Origin of the sequence: Paenimyroides viscosum (genome assembly GCF_003858535.1) — a bacterium.
Classification (GTDB): Bacteria; Bacteroidota; Bacteroidia; order Flavobacteriales; family Flavobacteriaceae; genus Flavobacterium; species Flavobacterium viscosum.
This window is the reverse complement of record NZ_RQTJ01000009.1, coordinates 14,340-35,231: the sequence shown is the minus strand read 5'-3', so window position 1 is coordinate 35,231 and position 20,892 is coordinate 14,340. Positions and strand designations below refer to the sequence as shown.

General features: G+C 34.4%; 20 protein-coding genes and 1 pseudogene. 10 read left to right on the top strand and 11 right to left on the bottom strand.

What is annotated here, in order from left to right:
- Positions 1-10: 10 nt before the first annotated feature.
- The 8 genes and pseudogenes from EG242_RS14925 to miaB form a co-directional block, all read right to left on the bottom strand.
- Positions 11-367: a four helix bundle protein gene (locus EG242_RS14925; protein WP_203227683.1), complete on the bottom strand. Its 357-nt coding sequence runs from the start codon at positions 365-367 to the stop codon at positions 11-13.
- 36 nt (positions 368-403) lie between these two features.
- On the bottom strand, positions 404-679 hold the full coding sequence (locus EG242_RS05845; RefSeq protein ID WP_124898965.1) for a co-chaperone GroES: 276 nt from the start codon (positions 677-679) through the stop codon (positions 404-406).
- A gap of 136 nt (positions 680-815) precedes the next feature.
- Complete coding sequence (secG, locus tag EG242_RS05840) at positions 816-1,190, bottom strand: preprotein translocase subunit SecG (RefSeq protein WP_124898964.1); 375 nt, start codon at positions 1,188-1,190, stop codon at positions 816-818.
- An 11-nt stretch (positions 1,191-1,201) separates the two neighbouring features.
- Positions 1,202-2,191, bottom strand: coding sequence for a tetratricopeptide repeat protein (locus EG242_RS05835; protein ID WP_124898963.1), 990 nt, complete (start codon positions 2,189-2,191; stop codon positions 1,202-1,204).
- Positions 2,192-2,195: 4 nt separating this feature from the next.
- Entirely contained in the window at positions 2,196-2,708 is a 513-nt protein-coding gene (gene lptE / locus EG242_RS05830; protein WP_124898962.1) for an LPS assembly lipoprotein LptE, read from the bottom strand.
- Positions 2,709-2,815: 107 nt separating this feature from the next.
- The gene (locus tag EG242_RS05825; RefSeq protein WP_124898961.1) at positions 2,816-4,093 is read right to left on the bottom strand and encodes a sigma-54 interaction domain-containing protein; all 1,278 of its coding nucleotides are present in this window, start codon (positions 4,091-4,093) and stop codon (positions 2,816-2,818) included.
- Positions 4,094-4,160: 67 nt separating this feature from the next.
- Positions 4,161-4,551 (bottom strand): annotated as a pseudogene (locus EG242_RS05820) (four helix bundle protein).
- Positions 4,552-4,590: 39 nt separating this feature from the next.
- Positions 4,591-6,036: a tRNA (N6-isopentenyl adenosine(37)-C2)-methylthiotransferase MiaB gene (gene miaB, locus EG242_RS05815; RefSeq protein ID WP_124898959.1), complete on the bottom strand. Its 1,446-nt coding sequence runs from the start codon at positions 6,034-6,036 to the stop codon at positions 4,591-4,593.
- 130 nt (positions 6,037-6,166) lie between these two features.
- Between miaB and EG242_RS05810 the strand changes: the two genes are divergently transcribed.
- From EG242_RS05810 to EG242_RS05765, 10 genes are all read left to right on the top strand, one after another.
- Positions 6,167-6,727 (top strand): hypothetical protein, encoded by a 561-nt coding sequence (locus tag EG242_RS05810; RefSeq protein ID WP_124898958.1) that lies wholly within the window; start codon positions 6,167-6,169, stop codon positions 6,725-6,727.
- 2 nt (positions 6,728-6,729) lie between these two features.
- On the top strand, positions 6,730-7,659 hold the full coding sequence (locus EG242_RS05805) for a helix-turn-helix transcriptional regulator (protein ID WP_124898957.1): 930 nt from the start codon (positions 6,730-6,732) through the stop codon (positions 7,657-7,659).
- A 63-nt stretch (positions 7,660-7,722) separates the two neighbouring features.
- Positions 7,723-10,257, top strand: a complete 2,535-nt coding sequence (topA, locus tag EG242_RS05800) for a type I DNA topoisomerase (protein WP_124898956.1) — start codon at positions 7,723-7,725, stop codon at positions 10,255-10,257.
- A 6-nt stretch (positions 10,258-10,263) separates the two neighbouring features.
- Positions 10,264-11,400 (top strand): formimidoylglutamase, encoded by a 1,137-nt coding sequence (locus EG242_RS05795; RefSeq protein WP_124898955.1) that lies wholly within the window; start codon positions 10,264-10,266, stop codon positions 11,398-11,400.
- Between the two features lie 124 nt (positions 11,401-11,524).
- On the top strand, positions 11,525-12,946 hold the full coding sequence (gene porK / locus EG242_RS05790; protein WP_124898954.1) for a T9SS ring complex lipoprotein PorK/GldK: 1,422 nt from the start codon (positions 11,525-11,527) through the stop codon (positions 12,944-12,946).
- Positions 12,947-12,995: 49 nt separating this feature from the next.
- Positions 12,996-13,766 carry a type IX secretion system motor protein PorL/GldL gene (gene porL / locus EG242_RS05785; RefSeq protein WP_124898953.1) on the top strand — a complete coding sequence of 257 codons (771 nt, stop codon included), beginning with the start codon at positions 12,996-12,998 and terminating at the stop codon, positions 13,764-13,766.
- Between the two features lie 30 nt (positions 13,767-13,796).
- Complete coding sequence (porM, locus tag EG242_RS05780; protein WP_124898952.1) at positions 13,797-15,368, top strand: type IX secretion system motor protein PorM/GldM; 1,572 nt, start codon at positions 13,797-13,799, stop codon at positions 15,366-15,368.
- Positions 15,369-15,382: 14 nt separating this feature from the next.
- Positions 15,383-16,267, top strand: coding sequence for a type IX secretion system ring subunit PorN/GldN (gene porN, locus EG242_RS05775; RefSeq protein ID WP_124898951.1), 885 nt, complete (start codon positions 15,383-15,385; stop codon positions 16,265-16,267).
- 55 nt (positions 16,268-16,322) lie between these two features.
- Complete coding sequence (locus EG242_RS05770) at positions 16,323-17,384, top strand: NAD(P)/FAD-dependent oxidoreductase (protein WP_124898950.1); 1,062 nt, start codon at positions 16,323-16,325, stop codon at positions 17,382-17,384.
- Positions 17,385-17,388: 4 nt separating this feature from the next.
- A complete protein-coding gene (locus EG242_RS05765) occupies positions 17,389-19,311 on the top strand; it encodes an ABC-F family ATP-binding cassette domain-containing protein (RefSeq protein WP_124898949.1) in 1,923 nt (640 codons plus the stop codon).
- A 38-nt stretch (positions 19,312-19,349) separates the two neighbouring features.
- On the opposite strand, the gene EG242_RS05760 is transcribed toward EG242_RS05765, so the two are convergent.
- The 3 genes from EG242_RS05760 to EG242_RS05750 form a co-directional block, all read right to left on the bottom strand.
- The gene (locus EG242_RS05760) at positions 19,350-19,676 is read right to left on the bottom strand and encodes a DMT family transporter (RefSeq protein WP_124898948.1); all 327 of its coding nucleotides are present in this window, start codon (positions 19,674-19,676) and stop codon (positions 19,350-19,352) included.
- A gap of 77 nt (positions 19,677-19,753) precedes the next feature.
- Complete coding sequence (locus EG242_RS05755) at positions 19,754-20,248, bottom strand: Crp/Fnr family transcriptional regulator (protein WP_235831879.1); 495 nt, start codon at positions 20,246-20,248, stop codon at positions 19,754-19,756.
- Between the two features lie 106 nt (positions 20,249-20,354).
- Positions 20,355-20,891 carry a DUF4136 domain-containing protein gene (locus tag EG242_RS05750; RefSeq protein WP_124898947.1) on the bottom strand — a complete coding sequence of 179 codons (537 nt, stop codon included), beginning with the start codon at positions 20,889-20,891 and terminating at the stop codon, positions 20,355-20,357.
- Position 20,892 lies beyond the last annotated feature (1 nt).

Here is a 20,892-nt window from a genome sequence, read left to right as displayed (position 1 = left end):
TGCTTTAAGCTTACTGCGAGGTTAATCTATTTTTTAAACTGTAAATTTTGCTTTTAACTATGTTGATTTTAATTTCAAGATCTATAAAAGTACTTTCTTCTATATATCTTAAATCCTTTGAAAGAATCAACAGATATTCTGTTTCTAAAGCTGAACCTAATGCTATGTTTAGAAAATGGTTGAATTCTGCATCGCTATTTCTACCACATCCTTCAGATATATTCGTGGGTATTGAAGATGATGCTCTACGAAGTTGACTTGTTATACCATACAATTCTTCTTTAGGAAATAGATTTGTAATTCTATAAACTTCTAAAGTAAAAAGATGACTTAATTGCCAAATATCGTATTTTTTGAAATCTCTCATTTGCTTAAAACTTATGGCTTGCAGCTTATAGCTTTATTATATAATTGCCAAAATATCTTCTTCACGCATGATTAAGAAATCTTTGCCTTCTAATTTTAAATCGGTACCTGCATATTTTCCGTATAAAACAGTGTCGCCAACTTTAACAGTTAAAGGCTCGTCTTTTTTACCGTTACCAACAGCAACAACAGTTCCTTTTTGTGGTTTCTCTTTTGCTGTGTCTGGAATGATGATTCCTGATGCAGTTTGAGTTTCAGCAGCAGCTGGTTCAATAATAACGCGGTCTGCTAATGGTTTAACGTTTAATGCCATAGTATTTAAGTTTAATTTATTAATGATTTGTTTTTATTTTGACCAAAAGTATGCCAACCGGTAAAAGTGATATTTTGACAGAATAAAAAATGCCAGCTTATGACAAGCTGGCATTTTTTATGAGTATTTTTTATAATTAGTTAGCAGGTTGTGCCGGTGTGTTGGCAGGTGCTTGCTCACTTGGAGTATTTTGTGCTGGCTGCCCTTCTGCTGCACCTGCTGTAGGTAAAGCAACTGGTGGAGCTACTACGGTGTTTTTATCAAAAATTTTAGAATCGTTTGAGTAATCACCTTGGAAACTTAAGCTAGAAACTAAAACTAAAATTACTAACGCAGCTGCCAAAGTCCATGTACTTTTATCTAAAAATTTATTTGTGTTTTGTACACCACCAATAGATGTTGAGCCACCTAACGATGAATCTAAGCCGCCACCTTTAGGGTTTTGAATCATAATAACAATGATTAAAAGTAAGGCAACAATGGTGATTAACACTAAAAAAATTGTAAACATATTGGGTTGTTTTATATATTATTAAACTCTTGTAATTTCTTTATATCAAAAATTCGATTTGCAAATAAACTACTTTTTTCTGGATATTTCAAAATTAAAATTTCATAAGCTTGTATTGCTTTCTGATATTTTTTCTGTTCTAGATAAATTCGGGCCAAAGTTTCGGTCATGTAAAAGGGTTCTTCTTCGTTTAACCTGTCCATATTTATAACGGGAACAACAGCTGTTTTGCTTGGAGTAATTTTTGGATTTGTTTCGATAAAGCGATCTATTAAATCCATGTTTTTTTGCTTTACAGGAATTTTATCTTCAATAATATCTTCTTTTTTTGTTTCGATAGTATCGTTTGTAATTTCTGTATTTTCGCGCTGAATTGGCTGTGCCGATGTTAGTTTTAACCATTCTGTAAACGAAAACTTATCGTTTTCTGAAAAATCTAAAGGTTTGCCTACTTCTAAATTTTCTTCTAACTGATGAATTTCTTCTGAAGGAACTTCCTCTGATAAAATTTCTTCGTTTGAAACCTGTTGATCTTTAATTAAAGTCGTTTCTTTTTCAAGTTTATTCGCTTCGATTTTCGATTTAGAAATTTGTTCGATTTTTTGAATCAATTGTGTTTCCTTATCTTGATTTTCGATATAAACTAAGGTGTCTAAAACTCGTTTTTCGATGGTTTCATCTAATGTTGGTTCTGGTTTTTTAAATTCAATATAATTTTCTTCAACAACATCAACCTCTTCAATATGTAATGCTTTGTAGGTTATAAAATCTTCGGAAACGATATAATCAAACAATACATCTCGATCTGTAGTGTATGCGGCGGTTTTTTTAAGTTCACTGTTGTACAAAAAGCTACGTTGCTGGTTTAACGCCTTTAAATACAAGGCACGAGCCGATTGTAAATACGGATATTCACTAATCGTATTTTTTAACACTGCTGTATTTTCTTCGATTAAGTGATACGGATTATTTAGCCACTGTATGTATTGTTGTGCATTCATAAAACTACCATTTTGCTAACGATGCATTAAAAACATCTTGAGTTATACGTTCGTAAATTTCGTCTAAAGCGGTGCTTAATTTTCCACCAATTAACTGATCGTTTGCCGGATAATCGTAAAAATGCGAAAACGTTTTCTCAAAATCGTCTTCCGGTGTTTTTTTGTTTGTAAAACGTACGTTAATGGCAATGTACAAACGGTTTTGTGCAGCGGTTTGTTCTGCAGTTGCAGTCATTGGTGAAATGCGGTATTGGGTAATTTCGCCTTCGTAAACCAAATCGGCATTAGTATTTGTTAAGGTTAAACTTGTTTGACCAACTAATAAATCTTGCAGTTTTATTGTAAAGGTACGTTCAATACCCGGTTCTATTAATTCGGCATTATTCAAAAAATAGTTTACTTGAAAAGATTCTGCATCAATTTTTCCTGTTCCTGTAAAATTGTACGCACCACAACTTGATAAAATCAAGCATAAAAGTAATGCTGTAAATTTGTATAATGTATGTTGTATTTTCATTTGTTGTTTTGTTTGAACCGTTGAATAGTTGATTTGTTTAGATCACTTTATTCTTCTCAATTTATTCAGACTTTACGACTTTAGACAATTGACTTTTAGACTAAAACTTACAAATCATATTGTTTGATTTTTCTGTACAATGTTCTTTCCGAAATTCCCAATTCATCTGCCGCAGCCTTACGTTTTCCGCTGTTGCGTTCCAACGCTTTTTTTATCAGCTGAATTTCTTTTTCTTCTAATTTAAGTGTTTCTTCATCGTCAATCGTTTCGGCAATCAAATAATTGTCTTCTTCGTTTTCATCGTCGATTAATTCGGTTTGATGATTGCTTTTTGCAGTTGAAGTATGTTCGTTTAAAGGAAAAGAGCGATTGGTTTGCTTGTTCTGAGCATCTTCGTTTTGATTGTAAATACGCTGAATTAACGATTTGTTTGTTTCTTGAACCTGTGTTGAGTTTGAATTATTCATCAACTCAAGTGTCAGCTTTCGTAAATCGGTTAAATCGGCTTTCATATCGAACAAAACCTTGTATAAAATTTCGCGTTCGTTGCTAAAATCACTTTCCGATTTTTTAGTTTCGATAAGTGACGGCAACTGCGCATTTCGTTCGGGAAGATATCCCTGCATGGTTTTTAGATTGATGTCACGATTGGTTTCAATAACAGAAATCTGCTCGGCAATATTGCGAAGCTGACGAATGTTTCCGCCCCAACGATAATGCATTAAATATTCGGCAGCATCGGGCGTTAATTTAATAGGCGGCATTTTGTATTTGTGTGCAAAATCTGATGAAAATTTACGAAAAAGCAAATGAATGTCTTCTCCACGCTCACGCAAAGGCGGCAAAGCAATTTCAACCGTGCTTAAACGGTAATATAAGTCTTCACGAAATTTGCCTTTATCAATAGCTTCGAACATTTTAACGTTGGTTGCCGCAACAATACGCACATCGGTTTTTTGAACTTTTGATGATCCTACTTTTATAAATTCTCCGTTTTCTAACACACGAAGCAATCTAACCTGAGTAGTTAATGGCAATTCGCCTACTTCATCTAAAAAAATGGTTCCGCCGTTTGCAACTTCAAAATAACCTTCGCGACTGCCAACAGCACCTGTAAAAGCACCTTTCTCATGACCAAAAAGTTCAGAATCTATTGTTCCTTCAGGAATTGCACCACAGTTTACCGCAATGTATTTTCCGTGTTTCCGGTGCGATAATGAATGTATGATTTTTGGAATATTTTCTTTACCAACGCCGCTTTCACCGGTAACCAAAACAGAAATATCGGTCGGAGCCACCTGAATAGCTTTTTCCAATGCCCGATTTAGTTTAATGTCGTTACCGATAATTTCAAAACGTTGTTTGATGCTTTGAACGTTTTCCATAGTTTTGTTTTTAGAGTTTCAGGTTTCAAGTTTTTTTGGTTTGAGATTAAGCTCCAATTATAGTTTGTTATTTAAACTTGTTTCCCTTGAAATCTTTTTTTGTTTAGATAAGAAATGAAATTTTTAATTTTTCCACTCAACTTTTCATAGTCGTTTGTTAAATGCTCAAAATCCTTTTCATTGATATATTCACAGTCAAAAATTCTATATAATTGAGATCTTGTTTCTCCAGCTGAACCTTTTGCAATAGAAAGAAATTGTCTGAATTCGAGATTACCATCTCCTTCAAATCCTTCTGCTATATTATCCATGACAGATCCTGATGAAGATTTAATTTGCTCTTTAAATTTAAAGTCTGTTTTTAAATTTGTTTCTATAGAAATTCTATGAATAACTTTTGCTAATCTTCTGGCTTCTTGCCATATTTCTAAATCCTCAAATCTATTTATTGTTGCCATAACCTGAAACTTGAAACAAATTAAACTTGAAACAAATAACTATTGCATTTCACTGTACCCTACGGCATCACCAATTAAGGTTGCCGATGTACAATCGTTTACTTTTACCAACACAAAATCGCCTACTTTGTAATTTTCTTTAGGGAAAACAACGGTTGTATTTTGCGAATTTCTTCCAGACCAATGTTCATCTGAACGTTTAGATGTTTTTTCAATTAAAACCTCTACTGTTTGTCCCACAAAACGTTTGGTACGCTCCATTGCAATGCGCTGTTGTAAATCTACAATTTCTTGTAATCTGCGTTTTTTCACTGGTTCAGGCACATCGTCTTCCATCTTTCTGGCAGCCATTGTTCCCGGACGTTCAGAATAAGCAAACATGTATCCGAAATCGTATTTTATATGTTCCATCAATGATAAAGTATCTTGGTGGTCTTCTTCGGTTTCTGTCGGAAATCCTGTAATCATATCTTGCGATAACGAAATTTCCGGAATAATTTTATAGATTCTATCAACCAAATCCATGTATTCTTCACGCGTGTGCTGACGGTTCATTTCGTGCAGAATACGTGTTGATCCCGACTGAACCGGCAAATGAATGTATTTACAGATATTGTGATGCTTCGCCATTACGTGAATAACTTCATCGTGCATGTCCTGCGGATTCGATGTTGAAAAACGGAAACGCATTTTCGGGTAACTTGTCGCACACATATCTAAAAGCTGTGAAAAATCTACCGCTGTTGCCTTTTGCATTTCGGTTGCTTTTACAAAATCTTTCTTTAAACCGCCGCCGTACCATAAATATGAATCTACGTTTTGCCCCAACAATGTGATTTCTTTAAAACCACGTTCATGTAAGTCTTTAATTTCTTCCATGATACTTTGCGGCTCACGAGATCGCTCACGTCCGCGAGTAAAAGGAACCACGCAAAAAGTACACATATTGTCGCAACCACGCGTAATAGAAACAAAAGCTGTTACGCCGTTGCTGTTTAAACGCACCGGAGCAATATCGCCATACGTTTCTTCTTTTGATAGAATTACGTTAATGGCATCGCGCCCTTCGCCAACATCTTTTAAAAGGTTCGGAATATCTTTGTAAGCATCTGGTCCTACAACCATATCCACAATTTTTTCTTCTTCTAAAAACTTGCTTTTTAAACGTTCTGCCATACAGCCTAATACGCCTACTTTCATAGACGGATTAATCGATTTTACGGCATTGTATTTTTCTAAACGCTTGCGAATGGTTTGTTCGGCTTTATCGCGAATAGAACACGTGTTAACCAAAACCAGATCGGCTTCCTCTAAATTTTGTGTGGTGTTATAACCTTCGTTGGCTAAAATAGATGCTACAATTTCACTATCAGAAAAATTCATCTGACAGCCATAACTCTCTATAAATAACTTTTTGGTATTATTTTCTTGTTGATCTAAAACCAGGCTTGTACCCTGTTTTTGTTCTTCAATTACCTTTTCCATAAATCACGGTCGTGTACTAAATCAATTTGCAAAGATACAATTAAAATTATTTGTGTGACAAGATGGCAGATGAATTCTGAATATTTTTAACACGTCATTTCACGTCGTTTTTAATTTGTATATTTACCTTATGAAACTCATAAATCATCATACATGTTATTCGGGTGGGGCAGAAGGTGCCGATTCTTATTTTGAATTTTTTGCAGAAAAGTTCAATGTTTCGGTGGTGGCGTATTCGTACAAAACAAAGCATCATACATCTGAAAACAAACATGAATTAACCGATGATGAATTTAAAGAAGGTGTTGAAAATGTTATGAAAGCCAATGAAGTTTTAAAGCGATCTAAAATAAACCAGTACTTAAAGTTTTTGTCGCGTAATTGGTTTCAGGTAAAAAATGCCGATGAAATTTATGCCGTATCAAGCCTTAAAACAGTAAGCGAAAAGTTACAGGTAAAAGGCGGAACTGCATGGGCGGTACAAATGGCAATTAATAGCAACAAGAAGATTTTTGTGTACAATCAAGATGTGGCGCAATGGTTTTATTGGGATTTTCAGCATCAGAATTTTATCGAATTAAAATACCAGCCCAAAATTACCTCGCATCATTTTGCGGGGATCGGCACCCGAAATATCAATATCTTTGGCATAAATGCAATCGAAGAACTTTTTAAAAACACTTTTGAATAATTATGGCTAACAAACACAACTTAATAAGCAGACTAACACGAATTGTAGAAATTTTTCAGCTTCAGGGCGAAAATGGATTGACATTTTCTGAATTGAACGATAAACTGAAAAATTCTTTTATTGATGAAGATCACAGCGTATCGTTACGAACTTTTCAGCGCGATTTAAAGGATATTGAATCGTCTTTAAAAATTAAAATTGTGTACAATAAAGCAAAAATGAAATATATTTTGCTAGATGATGCATCACAAAAAACATCGAAAAACAGCCAGCTTTTTACCATTGAAAGCTTAAAGATGCTGAATATTGCCCAAGATGTATCTAACAATAATTTTATTTTGATCGATAACCGAAAAGTTACCGGATTAGAAAATTATTCTACTATTAAAGAAGCTATCTGTTTTAAAAAACATCTGGAATTTAATTATCAAAAGTTTGATCAGTACAAAGCACACAAACGCAAACTGATGCCGCTGGCTTTAAAAGAAAGTAAAAGTCGTTGGTATGTGGTAGGTTTTGAAATTAAAGACGGACAAAAAATAAATGTGTTGAAAACTTTTGCTTTGGATAGAATTTACAATTGCGAAGTAACTACCGAATTCATTTTGAAAGATCCCATTGATATTCAAAACCACTTTAAAGATTTTATGGGCGTAACCACAAAACCGTTAGATGGTTTTTCGGAAAAAACAACTGTTAAAATTGAAACTTCCATAGAATACGGTAAGTATTTTAGCACACTGCCTATTCATCAATCACAAAAAACCGAAATAGTAAACGGCAAAACAATAATTAGTTTACAAGTAATTCCAACAATGGAATTGGTATCCGAAATATTATCGCACAACCATCAAATTAAGGTAGTTGAGCCAAAAAAACTAGTTCAAATCGTAAAGAAAATCATCTCTCAAAATTTAAAACAATACAATTAAAAAAATCAAAAAAACGCTAATTTAAAAAAATCATATACTTTTGCTTTTCAAATAAAGAAACGAATGGCAAAGAATTTAGTGATTGTAGAGTCGCCTGCAAAGGCAAAAACGATAGAAAAATTTTTAGGGAAAGATTATCAGGTAGAATCAAGTTTTGGGCACATTGCCGATTTACCTTCAAAAGAAATTGGTGTTGATATTGATAATAATTTTAAACCGAAATACGAAGTTTCTGCCGATAAAAAAGCGGTTGTTAAAAAACTGAAAGACCTGTCTAAAAAAGCCGAAATGGTTTGGTTAGCATCCGATGAGGATCGCGAGGGTGAGGCAATTGCTTGGCATTTAGCAGAAGAATTAAAATTGAAAGAAGAAAATACAAAGCGTATCGTTTTTCACGAGATTACCAAAACAGCCATTCAAAAAGCAATAGAAAATCCGCGTACCATAGATTATAATTTGGTTAACGCACAACAGGCACGCCGTGTTTTAGACCGTTTGGTTGGTTACGAATTGTCGCCGGTTTTATGGAAAAAAGTACGTGCTGGTTTATCTGCTGGTCGTGTACAATCTGTTTCTGTTCGATTAATTGTAGAACGCGAACGTGAAATTGAAGGTTTTAACACCGAATCATCATTCAATATTTCGGCAGAATTTGTGGCGGCAAACGGTAAATCGTTCAAAGCTAAATTGCCTAAAAACTTTAAAACACAAGAAGAAGCTCAAGCTTTTTTAGAACAAAATATAGGTGCGCAATTTAAGGTTTCCGATTTAGAAACCAAGCCGGCAAAAAAATCTCCGGCAGCACCGTTTACCACATCAACTTTACAACAGGAAGCATCGCGTAAACTGTATTATTCTGTTTCGCAAACCATGATGTTAGCACAGCGTTTGTACGAAAGCGGATTGATTACATATATGAGAACCGATAGCGTAAACCTTTCACAAGATGCCATAAAAGCTGCCGAAACAGAAATTGTGAATTTTTACGGAAAAGAATTCAGTAAACCACGCAATTTTTCTACAAAAGCAAAAGGTGCACAAGAAGCGCACGAGGCAATTCGTCCGACAGATATGTCTAAACATACGGTAAGTATTGATCGTGATCAGGCGCGTTTGTACGAATTAATCTGGAAACGTACCTTAGCTTCACAAATGAGCGATGCGCAGTTAGAGCGTACCAACGTTACCATTGTTGCCAATAAACACAACCAGCATTTTGTTGCAACGGGTGAAGTTTTACTTTTTGAAGGATTTTTAAAAGTTTATTTAGAAGGAAACGACGATGAAGACGAAGAACAAGAAGGTTTGTTGCCTGCAATGAAAGTGAACGAACTTTTGGTAAGCAACGGCATTACAGCTACACAGCGTTTTTCACGTCCGCTGGCTCGTTATACCGAAGCCGCTTTGGTTAAAAAGTTAGAAGAATTGGGAATTGGTCGTCCGTCAACGTATGCACCGACAATTTCAACCATCATCGCCCGTAATTATGTAGAAAAAGGAACAACCGAAGGAACAGAGCGTAATTATCAGTTGTTGCGTTTACAGAATGATAAAATTTCTACAGCAACTCAATTAGAAAAAGTGGGTGCCGATAAAGGAAAATTAATCCCAACAGATATAGGAAATATTGTTACCGATTTCTTGGTGAAAAATTTCGAAACCATTTTAGATTATAATTTCACGGCTCGCGTTGAAGGAAGTTTCGATGAAATAGCGGAAGGAAATTTAGATTGGACAAAAATGATGAACGAATTTTACAGTCATTTTCATCCAACGGTAATCGATGTTGAGAAAAATGCAGAACGCGAATCGGGTGAACGTATTTTAGGAAACGATCCAAAATCAGGAAAAGTTGTTTTGGTGCGTTTAGGAAAATTTGGACCTGTAGCGCAAATTGGCGATGCCGAAGACGAAGAAAAACAGTTTGCGAGTTTAAATCCATCTCAAAACATAGGAACCATAGGTTTAGAAGAAGCGCTTCAGTTATTTTTGTTGCCAAAACAATTAGGAGAATATGAAGGCGAAAAAATCGAAGTTAACAATGGTCGTTTTGGTCCGTATGTGCGTTATGCCGAAATGTTTGTATCGCTTGCAAAAGGCGAAGATCCGTTAGATGTAACGTTAAATCGCGCTGTAGAATTGATCAAAGAAAAACAAAAAGCCGATGCGCCAATTGCCATTTATCAAGGTTTGCCGGTTCAAAAAGGTGTTGGTCGTTTTGGTCCGTTTATCAAATGGAACAACATGTTCATCAACGTAAACAAAAAATATAATTTCGATAATCTTTCAACAAATGATGTAGAAGAATTGATCGAAGATAAAATTCAGAAAGAAAAAGACAAGGTTATTCACGATTTTAGAGAAGAAGGCATTCGTGTTGAAAAAGCACGTTGGGGCAGATCGGTTATTTTAAAAGGAAAAGTGAAAATCGAATTAAGTAAAGATATTGATGCAGCCGCTTTAACTTTAGAAGAAATCCAAAAAATGATCGAAGCTAAAACTCCCGCTAAAAAGACAACTGTAAAGAAAACCGCAGCTAAAAAACCGGCAGCTAAAACAACTAAGACAGCAGCTACTAAACGTACAACAAAAAAATAATGCGTTATGATGTACGAAATTTTAAAGCCGATTTCTACCGAATTAGAGCAGTTTATTAATACATTGCCTAAACATTCGTTGGGTAAAACAATGGGAATTCATACCCAAAAATCGTTGCCCGAAACAGAGAATGTGCAGTTGGCAATTATCACCATAAACGAAAATCGCGGAGTTTCAAATACTATTGACGATGTTGGTTTCGATGAATTCAGAAAGAATCTTTATCAGCTTTTTCCGGGAAACTGGACAAAAAAAATAATCGATTTAGGAACCATTGAAGCAGGCGAAAGTATAGAAGATACCTATATTGCCGTGAAAATGCTCGTTGCCGATCTGTTAAAGCAGAATATCGTGCCGATTGTTTTAGGCGGATCACAAGATTTAACTTTAGGTATGTACCGCGGATACGATGCATTGGAACAAAACGTGAATCTGGTTTGTATCGATAATAAAATTGATGTAGCTGCAGATGTTGAAAATCCGTCAGAAAATTTCATGACCCGCATTATCATGGATGCACCCAATAATCTGTATAATTTCAGCGTGTTGGGATATCAAACCTATTTTAATTCGCAGGAAGAAATCGATCTGATTGATAAAATGTATTTTGAAGCGTATCGTTTGGGAGAAATCATTACAGATGTTAAAATTGCTGAACCGGTATTGCGCGATGCTGATATTGTAAGCTTGGATATTAATGCGGTAAAATCAGCCGATTTAGGATTTTTTTCGCAGTTTAATCCAAATGGTTTCGATGGGCGAGAAATCTGTGCGTTAGCACGTTACGCCGGCTTAAGTGACCGTGTAAGTAGCTTTGGTATTTTTAATATCGATAATATTTCGCAAAAAAGTTTGTTAATTACGCAGATTTTATGGTATTTTGTTGAAGGATTTAATTTCAGAATGAATGAATATCCCTATATTAGCAAATCAACCTATTTAAAATATATAGTGCCGCTAGAAGAACAGGAATTGGTTTTTTTTAAAAGCGATATTTCTGAACGCTGGTGGATCGAAATTAACAGTTTAGAAAACGACAGTCGTAAAGTGTTATTCCCTTGTAGCTATGATGATTACAAGCAGTCTTTACAAAGTGTTGTGCCCGACAGATGGTGGCGTGCAAACAAAAAATTGTTAGGTTAACTATGTTTTAAAATAAATTGTTAAATATAAATTAAATTTTTTTTTAAGATTTCGTTGTATATTTAAAAATAATTAGATAGGTTTACGCTTTGAATAATTTTTAAAATAAAACCCCAATTAATATATGAAGAAGTTCATTACACTTACTGCGGTTGCCTCGTTAATGTTCAGTTGTGGTTCTGGTGACAGAGGAGAGCTACTAGAAGGAACGCAAGGGAAACGCTGGATTACCGAAAAGCCACAGGGAATGGCTTTTATTCCGGGTGGATCTTTCACAATGGGTAAAACTCATGAAGATTTACTTGGAGCTGAAGACGCACCAGCTCGTTCAGTGACTATTGGTTCTATGTATATGGATGAAACAGAAGTTACAAACAACCAATACCGAAAATTTGTCGAGTTTGTTAAAGATTCTATTGTAAGAACCCGCTTGGCTATTATGGCAGATGAAATGGGAATGGATGCTACGGCAGGTGGAATTGGAGCGTTTGCATTTCAAGAAGTTCAAGATCCTTCGTTAAATCAAAATCAAACAGCATACGATCGTTATATGTATGATAACTATTACAGTATGGCAATGGATGATGATGAGTACGCAGGGCGTCGTTTAAACAAAAAAGCGCGATTAGTAACTGATCCGCGTCGTTACCCAGACGAATATTATGTGGAAGTAATGGATTCATTGTACATTCCTGCAACACAGAATTTAAATGGAATGGTAACGTTTGATGTTCAAAAGTTAAACTTTAAATATTCTTGGTGGGACGAAAATGCTTACATAAATGATAGTTCTAATGAAGTTAGAAACCGTCAGGCAAAGTTCTTAAAAACAGAAATTATTAATGTTTACCCGGATACAACAACATGGGTTAAAAACTTTAACTACTCATATAACGAGCCAATGTTCAGAGAATATTTCTGGCACGAAGCGTACGGTGAGTATCCTGTTGTAGGGGTAACGCAACATCAAGCAAAAGCTTTTGCAGCTTGGAGAACACTTTACAAGAAAGCATATACTTCAGATCGTAAAATGAATCATAATTTATACGAATACCGTATACCTAATGAGTCGGAGTGGGAATATGCTGCTCGTGGTGGTCTTAAAAACGCAATGTACCCATGGGGAGGTCCTTATACAACAGACGAGAAAGCTTGTTTCTTAGCTAACTTTAAACCAGACCGTGGTGATTATGCGATAGACGGAGCTTTATATACAGCAGAAGCACGTTCTTATAAACCAAATGGTTACAACTTGTATAATATGGCAGGTAATGTTGCAGAGTGGACAGAGTCGGCTTATGATGAAGGTTCGTATATCATGCAATCAGGTTTAAAGCCAAAAGCTAGAGCAACAACAAATCCTTTAAAAGTTGTTCGTGGAGGTTCTTGGAGAGATCCGCATTATTTCTTACAAGTGGCAACACGTGATAAAGAAAATGCAGATTCTGCTCGTTGTTACATAGGTTTCAGAACCGTAGTTTCAGCACCAGGACCAGGTTTGTTAAACGAAGCAAACGCACCACAAAGTGGTAGAAATGCAAGATAAAATTAAGACAACATATTAAAACTAACTAACTAAAAATCAAAATTATAAGATGGCTATACCAAAAAAAGTAATGAATTTCTGCTACGGTATGGGAGCAGCAGTTGTAATCGTAGGTGCTTTATTTAAAATTACACACATGGAATTTGGACCTTTAAACGGTAACAATATGTTAACTGTAGGTCTTTTAGTAGAAGCGTTAATTTTCGCTATTTCAGCTTTTGAGCCTGTAGACGAGGATTTAGATTGGACAAGAGTTTATCCTGAATTAGGTGGAGGTGAACCAAGAGCTATGCAAGTAGCAGGTAATGTTGGTGTTACAGGTACTGTTGCTACAACTTCAATAGGTGGTGCGCAACAACAAGCACCAGCAGTTCAAACAAGAAGTGCAGCACCAGCTTACGCAGCAGCATCTCAACAAGTAGTTGCAGCACAACCAACAATGGAAAGAAGCTTATTATCTGAAAAATTAGATACTATTTTAAGAGAAGCTAAAATAGACGGTAACTTAATGGAAAGTTTGCGTGACAGCATTAAAAATTTCGAAGCAGCAGCAAAAGGAATTGCTCCTACAGTTGAAACAGTTGCATCTTCTAACAGATATGCAGAAGAAATGGCACAAGCTGCTCAACAATTAGAATCTTTAAACTCTATGTACAAAGTACAGTTAGAAAGCGCTACTAAAAACGCTGACATTAACAAAGAAGTTGCTGAAAATAATTTACGATTAAAAGAACAAATGATGTCTTTAACATCAAATTTATCAACTTTAAATGCAGTTTACGGCGGAATGTTATCTGCTATGGGTAAAACAGCTAATTAGTATTAACTTTAAAATCAGATCTAATTAGACATGGCAGGAGGAAAACTAACCCCAAGACAAAAGATGATTAACCTGATGTATTTAGTGTTCATTGCGATGATGGCACTTAATATGTCGAAAGAGGTTTTAACAGCTTTTGGATTAATGAACGAAAAGTTCGAAGAGGCTAATCAAGTTATGACCGATGGAACAAATAAGGTATTGTTCGATGGTTTAGCAATGAAAGCAAGCGATGAACCTGAGAAATATGGTCAACCATTTGAAATGGCTAAAAAAGTTCAAGCTCTTTCGAATGAATTTTATAGCTATATAGGATCATTAAAAGGTGACGCAACAAAAGGTTTTGTGAACGATCCAGTTACCAATAAATTGCCTTATGAACAAATGGACAAAGGGCAAGAAATTGATTACGGATGGTTTGAAAAAGACGGTTTGTCTGCAAAAGGGCAAGAAATTGTAGGTCGATTTGAAAAATTCAGAAAAGACTTTAAAGACATTGTATCTGATGATACAAAATATGGTTTTTTACAAAAAAACATTGATAAGAAATTTGCAACAAACCCTGTAAAAAATAAAGACGGAAAAGATATTCCTTATTTAGATTACCATTTTAAAGGATACCCAGCAGTTTCTTCTTTGGCATATTTGTCTTCATTGCAAAATGACGTTCGCCAATTAGAAAACGAAGCGTATAACTTATTCTTAGGAAACTCGTTAAAGCAAGCGGCTTCTATGAAAAATTACCAGGCAATGGTAATTCCAGATAAAGCTGTTTATTATCAAGGTGAGCCTATTAAGTATAAAGTGGTTTTAGGTCGTTATGATACTTCAACTGTTCCAAGTTCTGTTGTAGTAAATGGTGCAACCATTCCACAATCAAGAATTAAAGCAGGGCAAGTGGAAGGCACTTCTGTTGCTTCAGGCTTAGGAGAGCATAAATTTACAGGGAAATTCACTTTCTTGGAAGATGGTAAACCAGTTGTTGTTGATATTTTAAATTCAAACTACATGGTAGTAAGCCGTCCAAGTTCTGCAACTATTTCTGCAGATAAAATGAACGTAGTTTATATTGGTTTAGATAACCCTATTTCTATAACAGTTGAAGGTATTACTTCTGATAAAGTATCTGCATCAGCTACAAATGGTTCTTTAAAAAGAGTTGGTAACGGGAAGTTCATGTTTACACCAACTGCTGGTAAAGAAGCAGTTATTACAGCTACTGGAACCATGCCCGATGGTAAAGCTATTAGCTCTAAGCAAGTATTTAGAATTAAGGCACTTCCTCGTCCTCGTGGATATGTACGTGGGGAACCAAATGCAAAAGGTCCGGCAAGTAACTTAGCACAAGTTTCTGTTAGTTCTAAATTTGAAGATTTTGATTTTGATGTAAATTTACGCGTAACTCAATTTACGATTGTTTTCCCAGGTGTTGGGTCAGAAGTTATAAATGGTACAACATTATCAGAATCTGCTAAAACAAAAGCAAATCGTTTACGTCCTGGTGATGTAGTTCGTATTACTAATATCAAAACGAAGTTAGAGGGAGCAGCAAGTAATGTGATTGTTAAAGATCCAACTGATGCAACTTTTACAATTCAATAATAAAATTTGGATTTATGAAAAATATTAAAAATTTATTTTTTGCCGTTAGTGCGTTTATTGTGACTGGTGTAAGTTTTGCTCAGAACAATATATTAAATGCTAGAACGGCAGCAGAAATTGGCGATGAATCAATTGAACAGATTTATGCCAAAGCCGATGGTCCAATGGCTTATGAATATGTAAATGATCGTGATGCTATTTTTCAGAAAAAAGTATGGGAAGTATTGCCTTTAGATCAAAGACAAAACTTGGTTTATTACTTTCCTTTAGAAGAAACTATTGACCGTAAACCTTTATGGAATGTTTTGAAAGATGCAGTTATGACCAAAAAAATAACTGAGGTTTATGACGACGATACTTTTAAAAGAAAATTAGATCTTAAAGAACTTGAATCTAAGTTTGTACGTACTGATACTGCAGAAGCTGGGAAAGAGCAATACATGTTAGAAGGTACAATTGACAGACAATATATTTATGATGTTGTAATTCGTCCAACCGATGTGAAAGAGTACCGTATAATGGGTATGTGGTTTTTAGATCGTAATGCAGGTGAATTAAAATACCGTTTATTAGGTTTAGCTCCTGTTGTTACTGATTTAGCTACAAAAGGAACAGAGTTTGAACAAGCAGTTCCTTTATTCTGGATATTCTTTCCAGATGCGCGTGAAATTTTATACAATACGTATGCATTTAACGAGAAGAATTCTGCTTTACAAACAAACTATGACTTTTTGTTTAATGCACGAAAATTTGCAGGAACAATCTATAAAACAGACAATGTTTACGGTGATAGAAATATAAGCGAATATGTTCGTGAAAATGCTATGATGCAATTGTTAGAAGCAGAACGCATCAAAGAATCTATCCGTGATTTTGAAGATGATTTGTGGAATTACTAATTTTATAAATTAACATATAAAACTCTTATCTTTTTGATAAGAGTTTTTTTTTACTATGAAAGTAGATTATATTATTGTTGGTGCCGGGCTTGCAGGATTGGCTATGGCGCAATTTTGCTTAAATCATCAAAAAACATTTGTAGTTATTGATAATGGTTTTAAAACTTCTTCTAAAGTTGCTGGGGGTATGTTCAATCCGGTTGTGTTAAAACGTTTTACTTCTATTTGGGAAGCGCAAGCACAATTAGAATTGGCAGATTCTTTCTATCTGGAGATTGAAGAAATGTTAAATACATTATTTTATCATAAACTTCCTATTTATAGAAAATTTGCAACTGTAGAAGAGCAAAACAACTGGTTTGTTGCATGTGATAATCCAATTACATCTCCTTACTTAAATGAAAATCTTTTAAAAGATAAGTTTCAACATATTCATAGCGAATATTATTTTGGTGAAGTCTACAATACAGGTTTTTTAAATGTGAATGCTTTCGTTCAAACGTATCAAACGTATCTAGAACAAAAGAATTTGTTACTAAAAGAAACTTTTATTTATAACGAATTAACTAGTGGCGATGAAATTGTAAACTACAAACATATTCAAGCAAAACATATTGTCTTTGCCGAAGGATTTTCTATGTTAAATAATAAATTCTTTAATTATCTGCCGCTAGACGGAACCAAAGGAGAACTCTTGTACGTTAAAATTCCAGATTTAAAATTACAAGCTATTGTAAAATCAAATGTATTCATTATTCCGGTTGGAAATGATATTTACAAAGTGGGAGCTACCTATAATTGGCAAGATAAAACAGATGCTCTAACTATCGAAGCTAAAAAAGAGCTGATCGAAGGTCTAGAAAAATTGATTGATTGTGAATATGAAATTATCGAGCATGTTGCGGGAGTTAGACCAACAGTTAAAGACCGTAGACCGTTAGTTGGCGCACATTATCAGCATAAAAATGTATATGTTTTGAATGGATTAGGCACGCGTGGTGTGCTTTTAGCTCCATATCTTGCAGATAAACTCATTCAAAACATTGAAAATAACGTACCTTTGGATCCAAATATCAATGTTGCAAGATATTATAAAAAACTACAATTAATTAAATAGCAGTATGCTTAATATACACGATTTATCCGTATCGTTTAGCGGAGATTATTTGTTTGAAAACGTAACTTTTCGTTTAGGTGCAGGAGATAGAATTGGTTTAATCGGTAAAAACGGCGCAGGTAAATCAACCTTGCTTAAAATTTTGTCGGGTGAAGTAGAGCCAGATTCGGGAGTTATTGCTTTTGACAAAGAAATTAAAATTGGTTTTCTAAAGCAAGATATCGATTTTGTAAAAGGAAGAACAATTTTAGAGGAAGCTTATCAAGCGTTTGATGAAATTTTACATGTAGAACAACAACTTAGTAAGTTTAATGAGGAATTGGTTACCCGTACCGATTATGAATCAGAATATTATCATGAATTAATTGATAAAGTAAGCGATTTAACGCACAGATTCGATATTTTAGGCGGTTATCAATATCAGGGAAATACAGAAAAAGTACTTTTAGGCTTAGGTTTTAAACGCGATGATTTTAATAAATTAACCGATACATTTTCGGGTGGTTGGCGTATGCGTATTGAATTGGCTAAACTGTTGCTTCAGAACAACGATATTTTGTTGTTAGATGAGCCCACGAACCACTTGGATATAGAATCGATTATCTGGTTGGAAAATTTCCTGAAATCATTTTCGGGAGCAGTTGTTTTGGTTTCGCACGATAAAATGTTTTTGGACAATGTAACCAACAGAACGGTTGAAATATCGTTAGGAAAAATTTACGATTTCAATAAGCCCTACACACAATATTTGGTTTTAAGAGAAGAAATGCGTGAAATGCAATTGGCAGCTCAGAAAAATCAAGCTAAAAAAATTGAAGAAACCGAAAAGCTAATTGAAAAATTCCGATACAAAGCAACCAAAGCTTCAATGGCGCAATCGCTTATTAAAAAGTTAGATAAAGTAGAACGTATTGAAGTGGACGAAGATGATAATTCGGTTATGAATATTTCGTTTCCTGTTTCGCAAACTCCTGGTAAAGTTGTTTTAGAGATCGAAAAAGTAACGAAAGTTTATGGTGAAAAAATCATTTTTAAAGACATCAACCTGTTTATTGAACGCGGAAGCAAAATTGCATTTGTTGGGCAGAACGGTCAAGGAAAATCGACACTAATCAAAGCAATTCAAAACGAATTTGATTACGATGGAACCATAAAAATAGGACATAATGTTCAATTAGGATATTTCGCTCAAAATCAAGCAGATTATTTAGACGGCGAAAAAACGCTTTTAGATACCATGATTGATGCGGCTACAGACGGAAACAGATCAAAAGTTCGCGATATGTTAGGATCGTTTTTATTTCGCGGCGATGATGTGGAGAAAAAAGTAAAAGTACTCTCGGGTGGCGAACGAAATCGTTTGGCATTGGCAATGTTGTTACTTAAACCTATTAACGTATTGCTGATGGATGAGCCTACGAACCATTTAGATATTAAATCGAAAAATGTTTTAAAGGTAGCTTTGAAAAATTATGAAGGAACGTTATTGTTAGTATCGCACGATCGTGATTTTTTACAAGGAATGACCGATAAAGTGTACGAGTTTAAAGATCAAAAGATAAAAGAATATTTAGGGGATATTAATTATTTTCTGGAAGAACGAAATGCAAGCGATATGCGCGATTTTGAACAGAAAAAAGACCCGAATACCCAAGCGAAACAAGAAGTTGAAGTAAAACAACAAAAATCGCTGTCTTATGAAGATCAAAAGAGATTAAAAGCTTTAAATAATCGTTTAAGTAAAGCAGAAAGTACCATAAGCGATTTAGAAAAGAAAATTGCTAAAGCAGATGCTGAATTAGCGATTAATTACGAAAAGTTAATGCAAGATTCAAAATGGTTTGCTGGCTATGAAAAATTAAAGAAAGATTTGGATGCTACTATGCTAGAATGGGAGCAAGTTCAAGAAGAAATAGATTTAGGATAAACAAAAAAGGCATTTATTAAAATGCCTTTTTTTTATGTTTAATTTGAAACTATTTTTAAACCAACTATAGAACCAATTAAGGTAAAAATAAAAAATATACGCATAAAAGTAGCTGGCTCTTTAAAAACAAAAATGCCAATCAACACCGTTCCAACAGCGCCAATTCCTGTCCATACGGCATAAGCTGTACCTAAGGGTAAGGTTTGTGTGGCTTTCATTAACAATCCCATACTAAGAATTAAACAAACAACGAAACCTGCATACCATAAATACATTTCGCTACCAGTTGTTTCCTTAGCTTTTCCCAAACAAGAAGTAAAACCTATCTCAAATAATCCTCCAAGAATTAATAATATCCAATTCATAATATATCATTTTAATGGAACAAATTTCGGGTTTTAATTTCTCATGTTTTTTAACAAATGTTAAAAAAGAAACGGAATTATTTTCTAATTCTACTTAAACTAACTTGCGTAATGCCTAAATACGAAGCAATGTAGCCTAATTGCACTCTGTTTAATAATGCAGGGTAACTTTTTATTAAACCTTCATAACGCTTTTTTGAATTTCCTGTAAGCCTGGCTATAAAACGTTGCTCTGTTTTAATCAATTCATTTTCGGCTAATTTTCTTCCCCAATTACATATATTAATATTAGTTTCATACAATTCATTGAGTTGTTGATTCGAAGTTTCATAAAGAACAGCATCTTCTAGCAATTCAATTGTTTCATAACTTGCCTGATTAAAAATGTAGCTATTGATAGAAAGTATAGGATCTCCTTCTTGTCCAAACCAAAAAGTGATTTCATCTCCGTCAGCAGTGGTAAAAGCTCTGGCTATACCTTTTTTAATAAAATAGAATTTTCGCTCGGTTTTGTCTTGATTGAATAATATGGATCCTTTAGTTAGTTTAACTTCTTGAAAAATATTTTCCAAACAATTGCAATCTTCAAAAGAAAGAGGGTGGGTTCTATTTAAAATATCAGATAAATTCATCATTCATTAAAGATAAAATAATCCCGAAGAAAACTTCGGGATTTATTTATTTTGTAGGAAACGTTTCTAAAACTTTTGATACAAACTCTTTAATACGTTCGTCTTTTTTACTTTGTTTGCTGGTTAAATAACCACTGCCTTTACCTTGCCAGATTAATTCTTTATTCGCAGCCTTTAAAACATCAATATAAAGAATTCCTTGGGTTGATGTGGATACAGATTGGTACCCTGGACCCATCATCCACGGGTTCCAACCCCAAGGACGATAATATCCATAACCCCAACCACCGTAATATGAATTTACGTTTACGATTTGTTTAGCATCGGTAAATAAATTAATCACTAAATCAGGATTGTCACTTTTTGTGTATCCTTTTGCAGTTAGTTCTTCATCAATTGCTTTTAAAATACGCTTCTTATCCAAGTCTGAAATATTGATTTTATCAACTCCGTCTTTCATAAAAGCGTAGGTTTTAAACTCATTGAAATTTACAGTATTATCGTAATCGGTACTAACTTGTACAGAACTACATGAAGCCAATACAAATAAAAAAAGTAGCGGTATAAGTTTAAATAGTTTCATA

Coding starts and splice junctions, on each gene's coding strand:
- porL (WP_124898953.1), top strand. CDS start 12,996: ATGGCTATACCAAAAAAAGTAATGAATTTCTGCTACGGTATGGGAGCA.
- EG242_RS05770 (WP_124898950.1), top strand. CDS start 16,323: ATGAAAGTAGATTATATTATTGTTGGTGCCGGGCTTGCAGGATTGGCT.
- miaB (WP_124898959.1), bottom strand. CDS start 6,036: ATGGAAAAGGTAATTGAAGAACAAAAACAGGGTACAAGCCTGGTTTTA.
- EG242_RS05750 (WP_124898947.1), bottom strand. CDS start 20,891: ATGAAACTATTTAAACTTATACCGCTACTTTTTTTATTTGTATTGGCT.
- EG242_RS05825 (WP_124898961.1), bottom strand. CDS start 4,093: ATGGAAAACGTTCAAAGCATCAAACAACGTTTTGAAATTATCGGTAAC.
- porM (WP_124898952.1), top strand. CDS start 13,797: ATGGCAGGAGGAAAACTAACCCCAAGACAAAAGATGATTAACCTGATG.
- EG242_RS05810 (WP_124898958.1), top strand. CDS start 6,167: ATGAAACTCATAAATCATCATACATGTTATTCGGGTGGGGCAGAAGGT.
- EG242_RS05765 (WP_124898949.1), top strand. CDS start 17,389: ATGCTTAATATACACGATTTATCCGTATCGTTTAGCGGAGATTATTTG.
- secG (WP_124898964.1), bottom strand. CDS start 1,190: ATGTTTACAATTTTTTTAGTGTTAATCACCATTGTTGCCTTACTTTTA.
- lptE (WP_124898962.1), bottom strand. CDS start 2,708: ATGAAAATACAACATACATTATACAAATTTACAGCATTACTTTTATGC.
- EG242_RS05760 (WP_124898948.1), bottom strand. CDS start 19,676: ATGAATTGGATATTATTAATTCTTGGAGGATTATTTGAGATAGGTTTT.
- porK (WP_124898954.1), top strand. CDS start 11,525: ATGAAGAAGTTCATTACACTTACTGCGGTTGCCTCGTTAATGTTCAGT.
- EG242_RS14925 (WP_203227683.1), bottom strand. CDS start 367: ATGAGAGATTTCAAAAAATACGATATTTGGCAATTAAGTCATCTTTTT.
- topA (WP_124898956.1), top strand. CDS start 7,723: ATGGCAAAGAATTTAGTGATTGTAGAGTCGCCTGCAAAGGCAAAAACG.
- EG242_RS05805 (WP_124898957.1), top strand. CDS start 6,730: ATGGCTAACAAACACAACTTAATAAGCAGACTAACACGAATTGTAGAA.
- EG242_RS05795 (WP_124898955.1), top strand. CDS start 10,264: ATGATGTACGAAATTTTAAAGCCGATTTCTACCGAATTAGAGCAGTTT.
- porN (WP_124898951.1), top strand. CDS start 15,383: ATGAAAAATATTAAAAATTTATTTTTTGCCGTTAGTGCGTTTATTGTG.
- EG242_RS05845 (WP_124898965.1), bottom strand. CDS start 679: ATGGCATTAAACGTTAAACCATTAGCAGACCGCGTTATTATTGAACCA.
- EG242_RS05835 (WP_124898963.1), bottom strand. CDS start 2,191: ATGAATGCACAACAATACATACAGTGGCTAAATAATCCGTATCACTTA.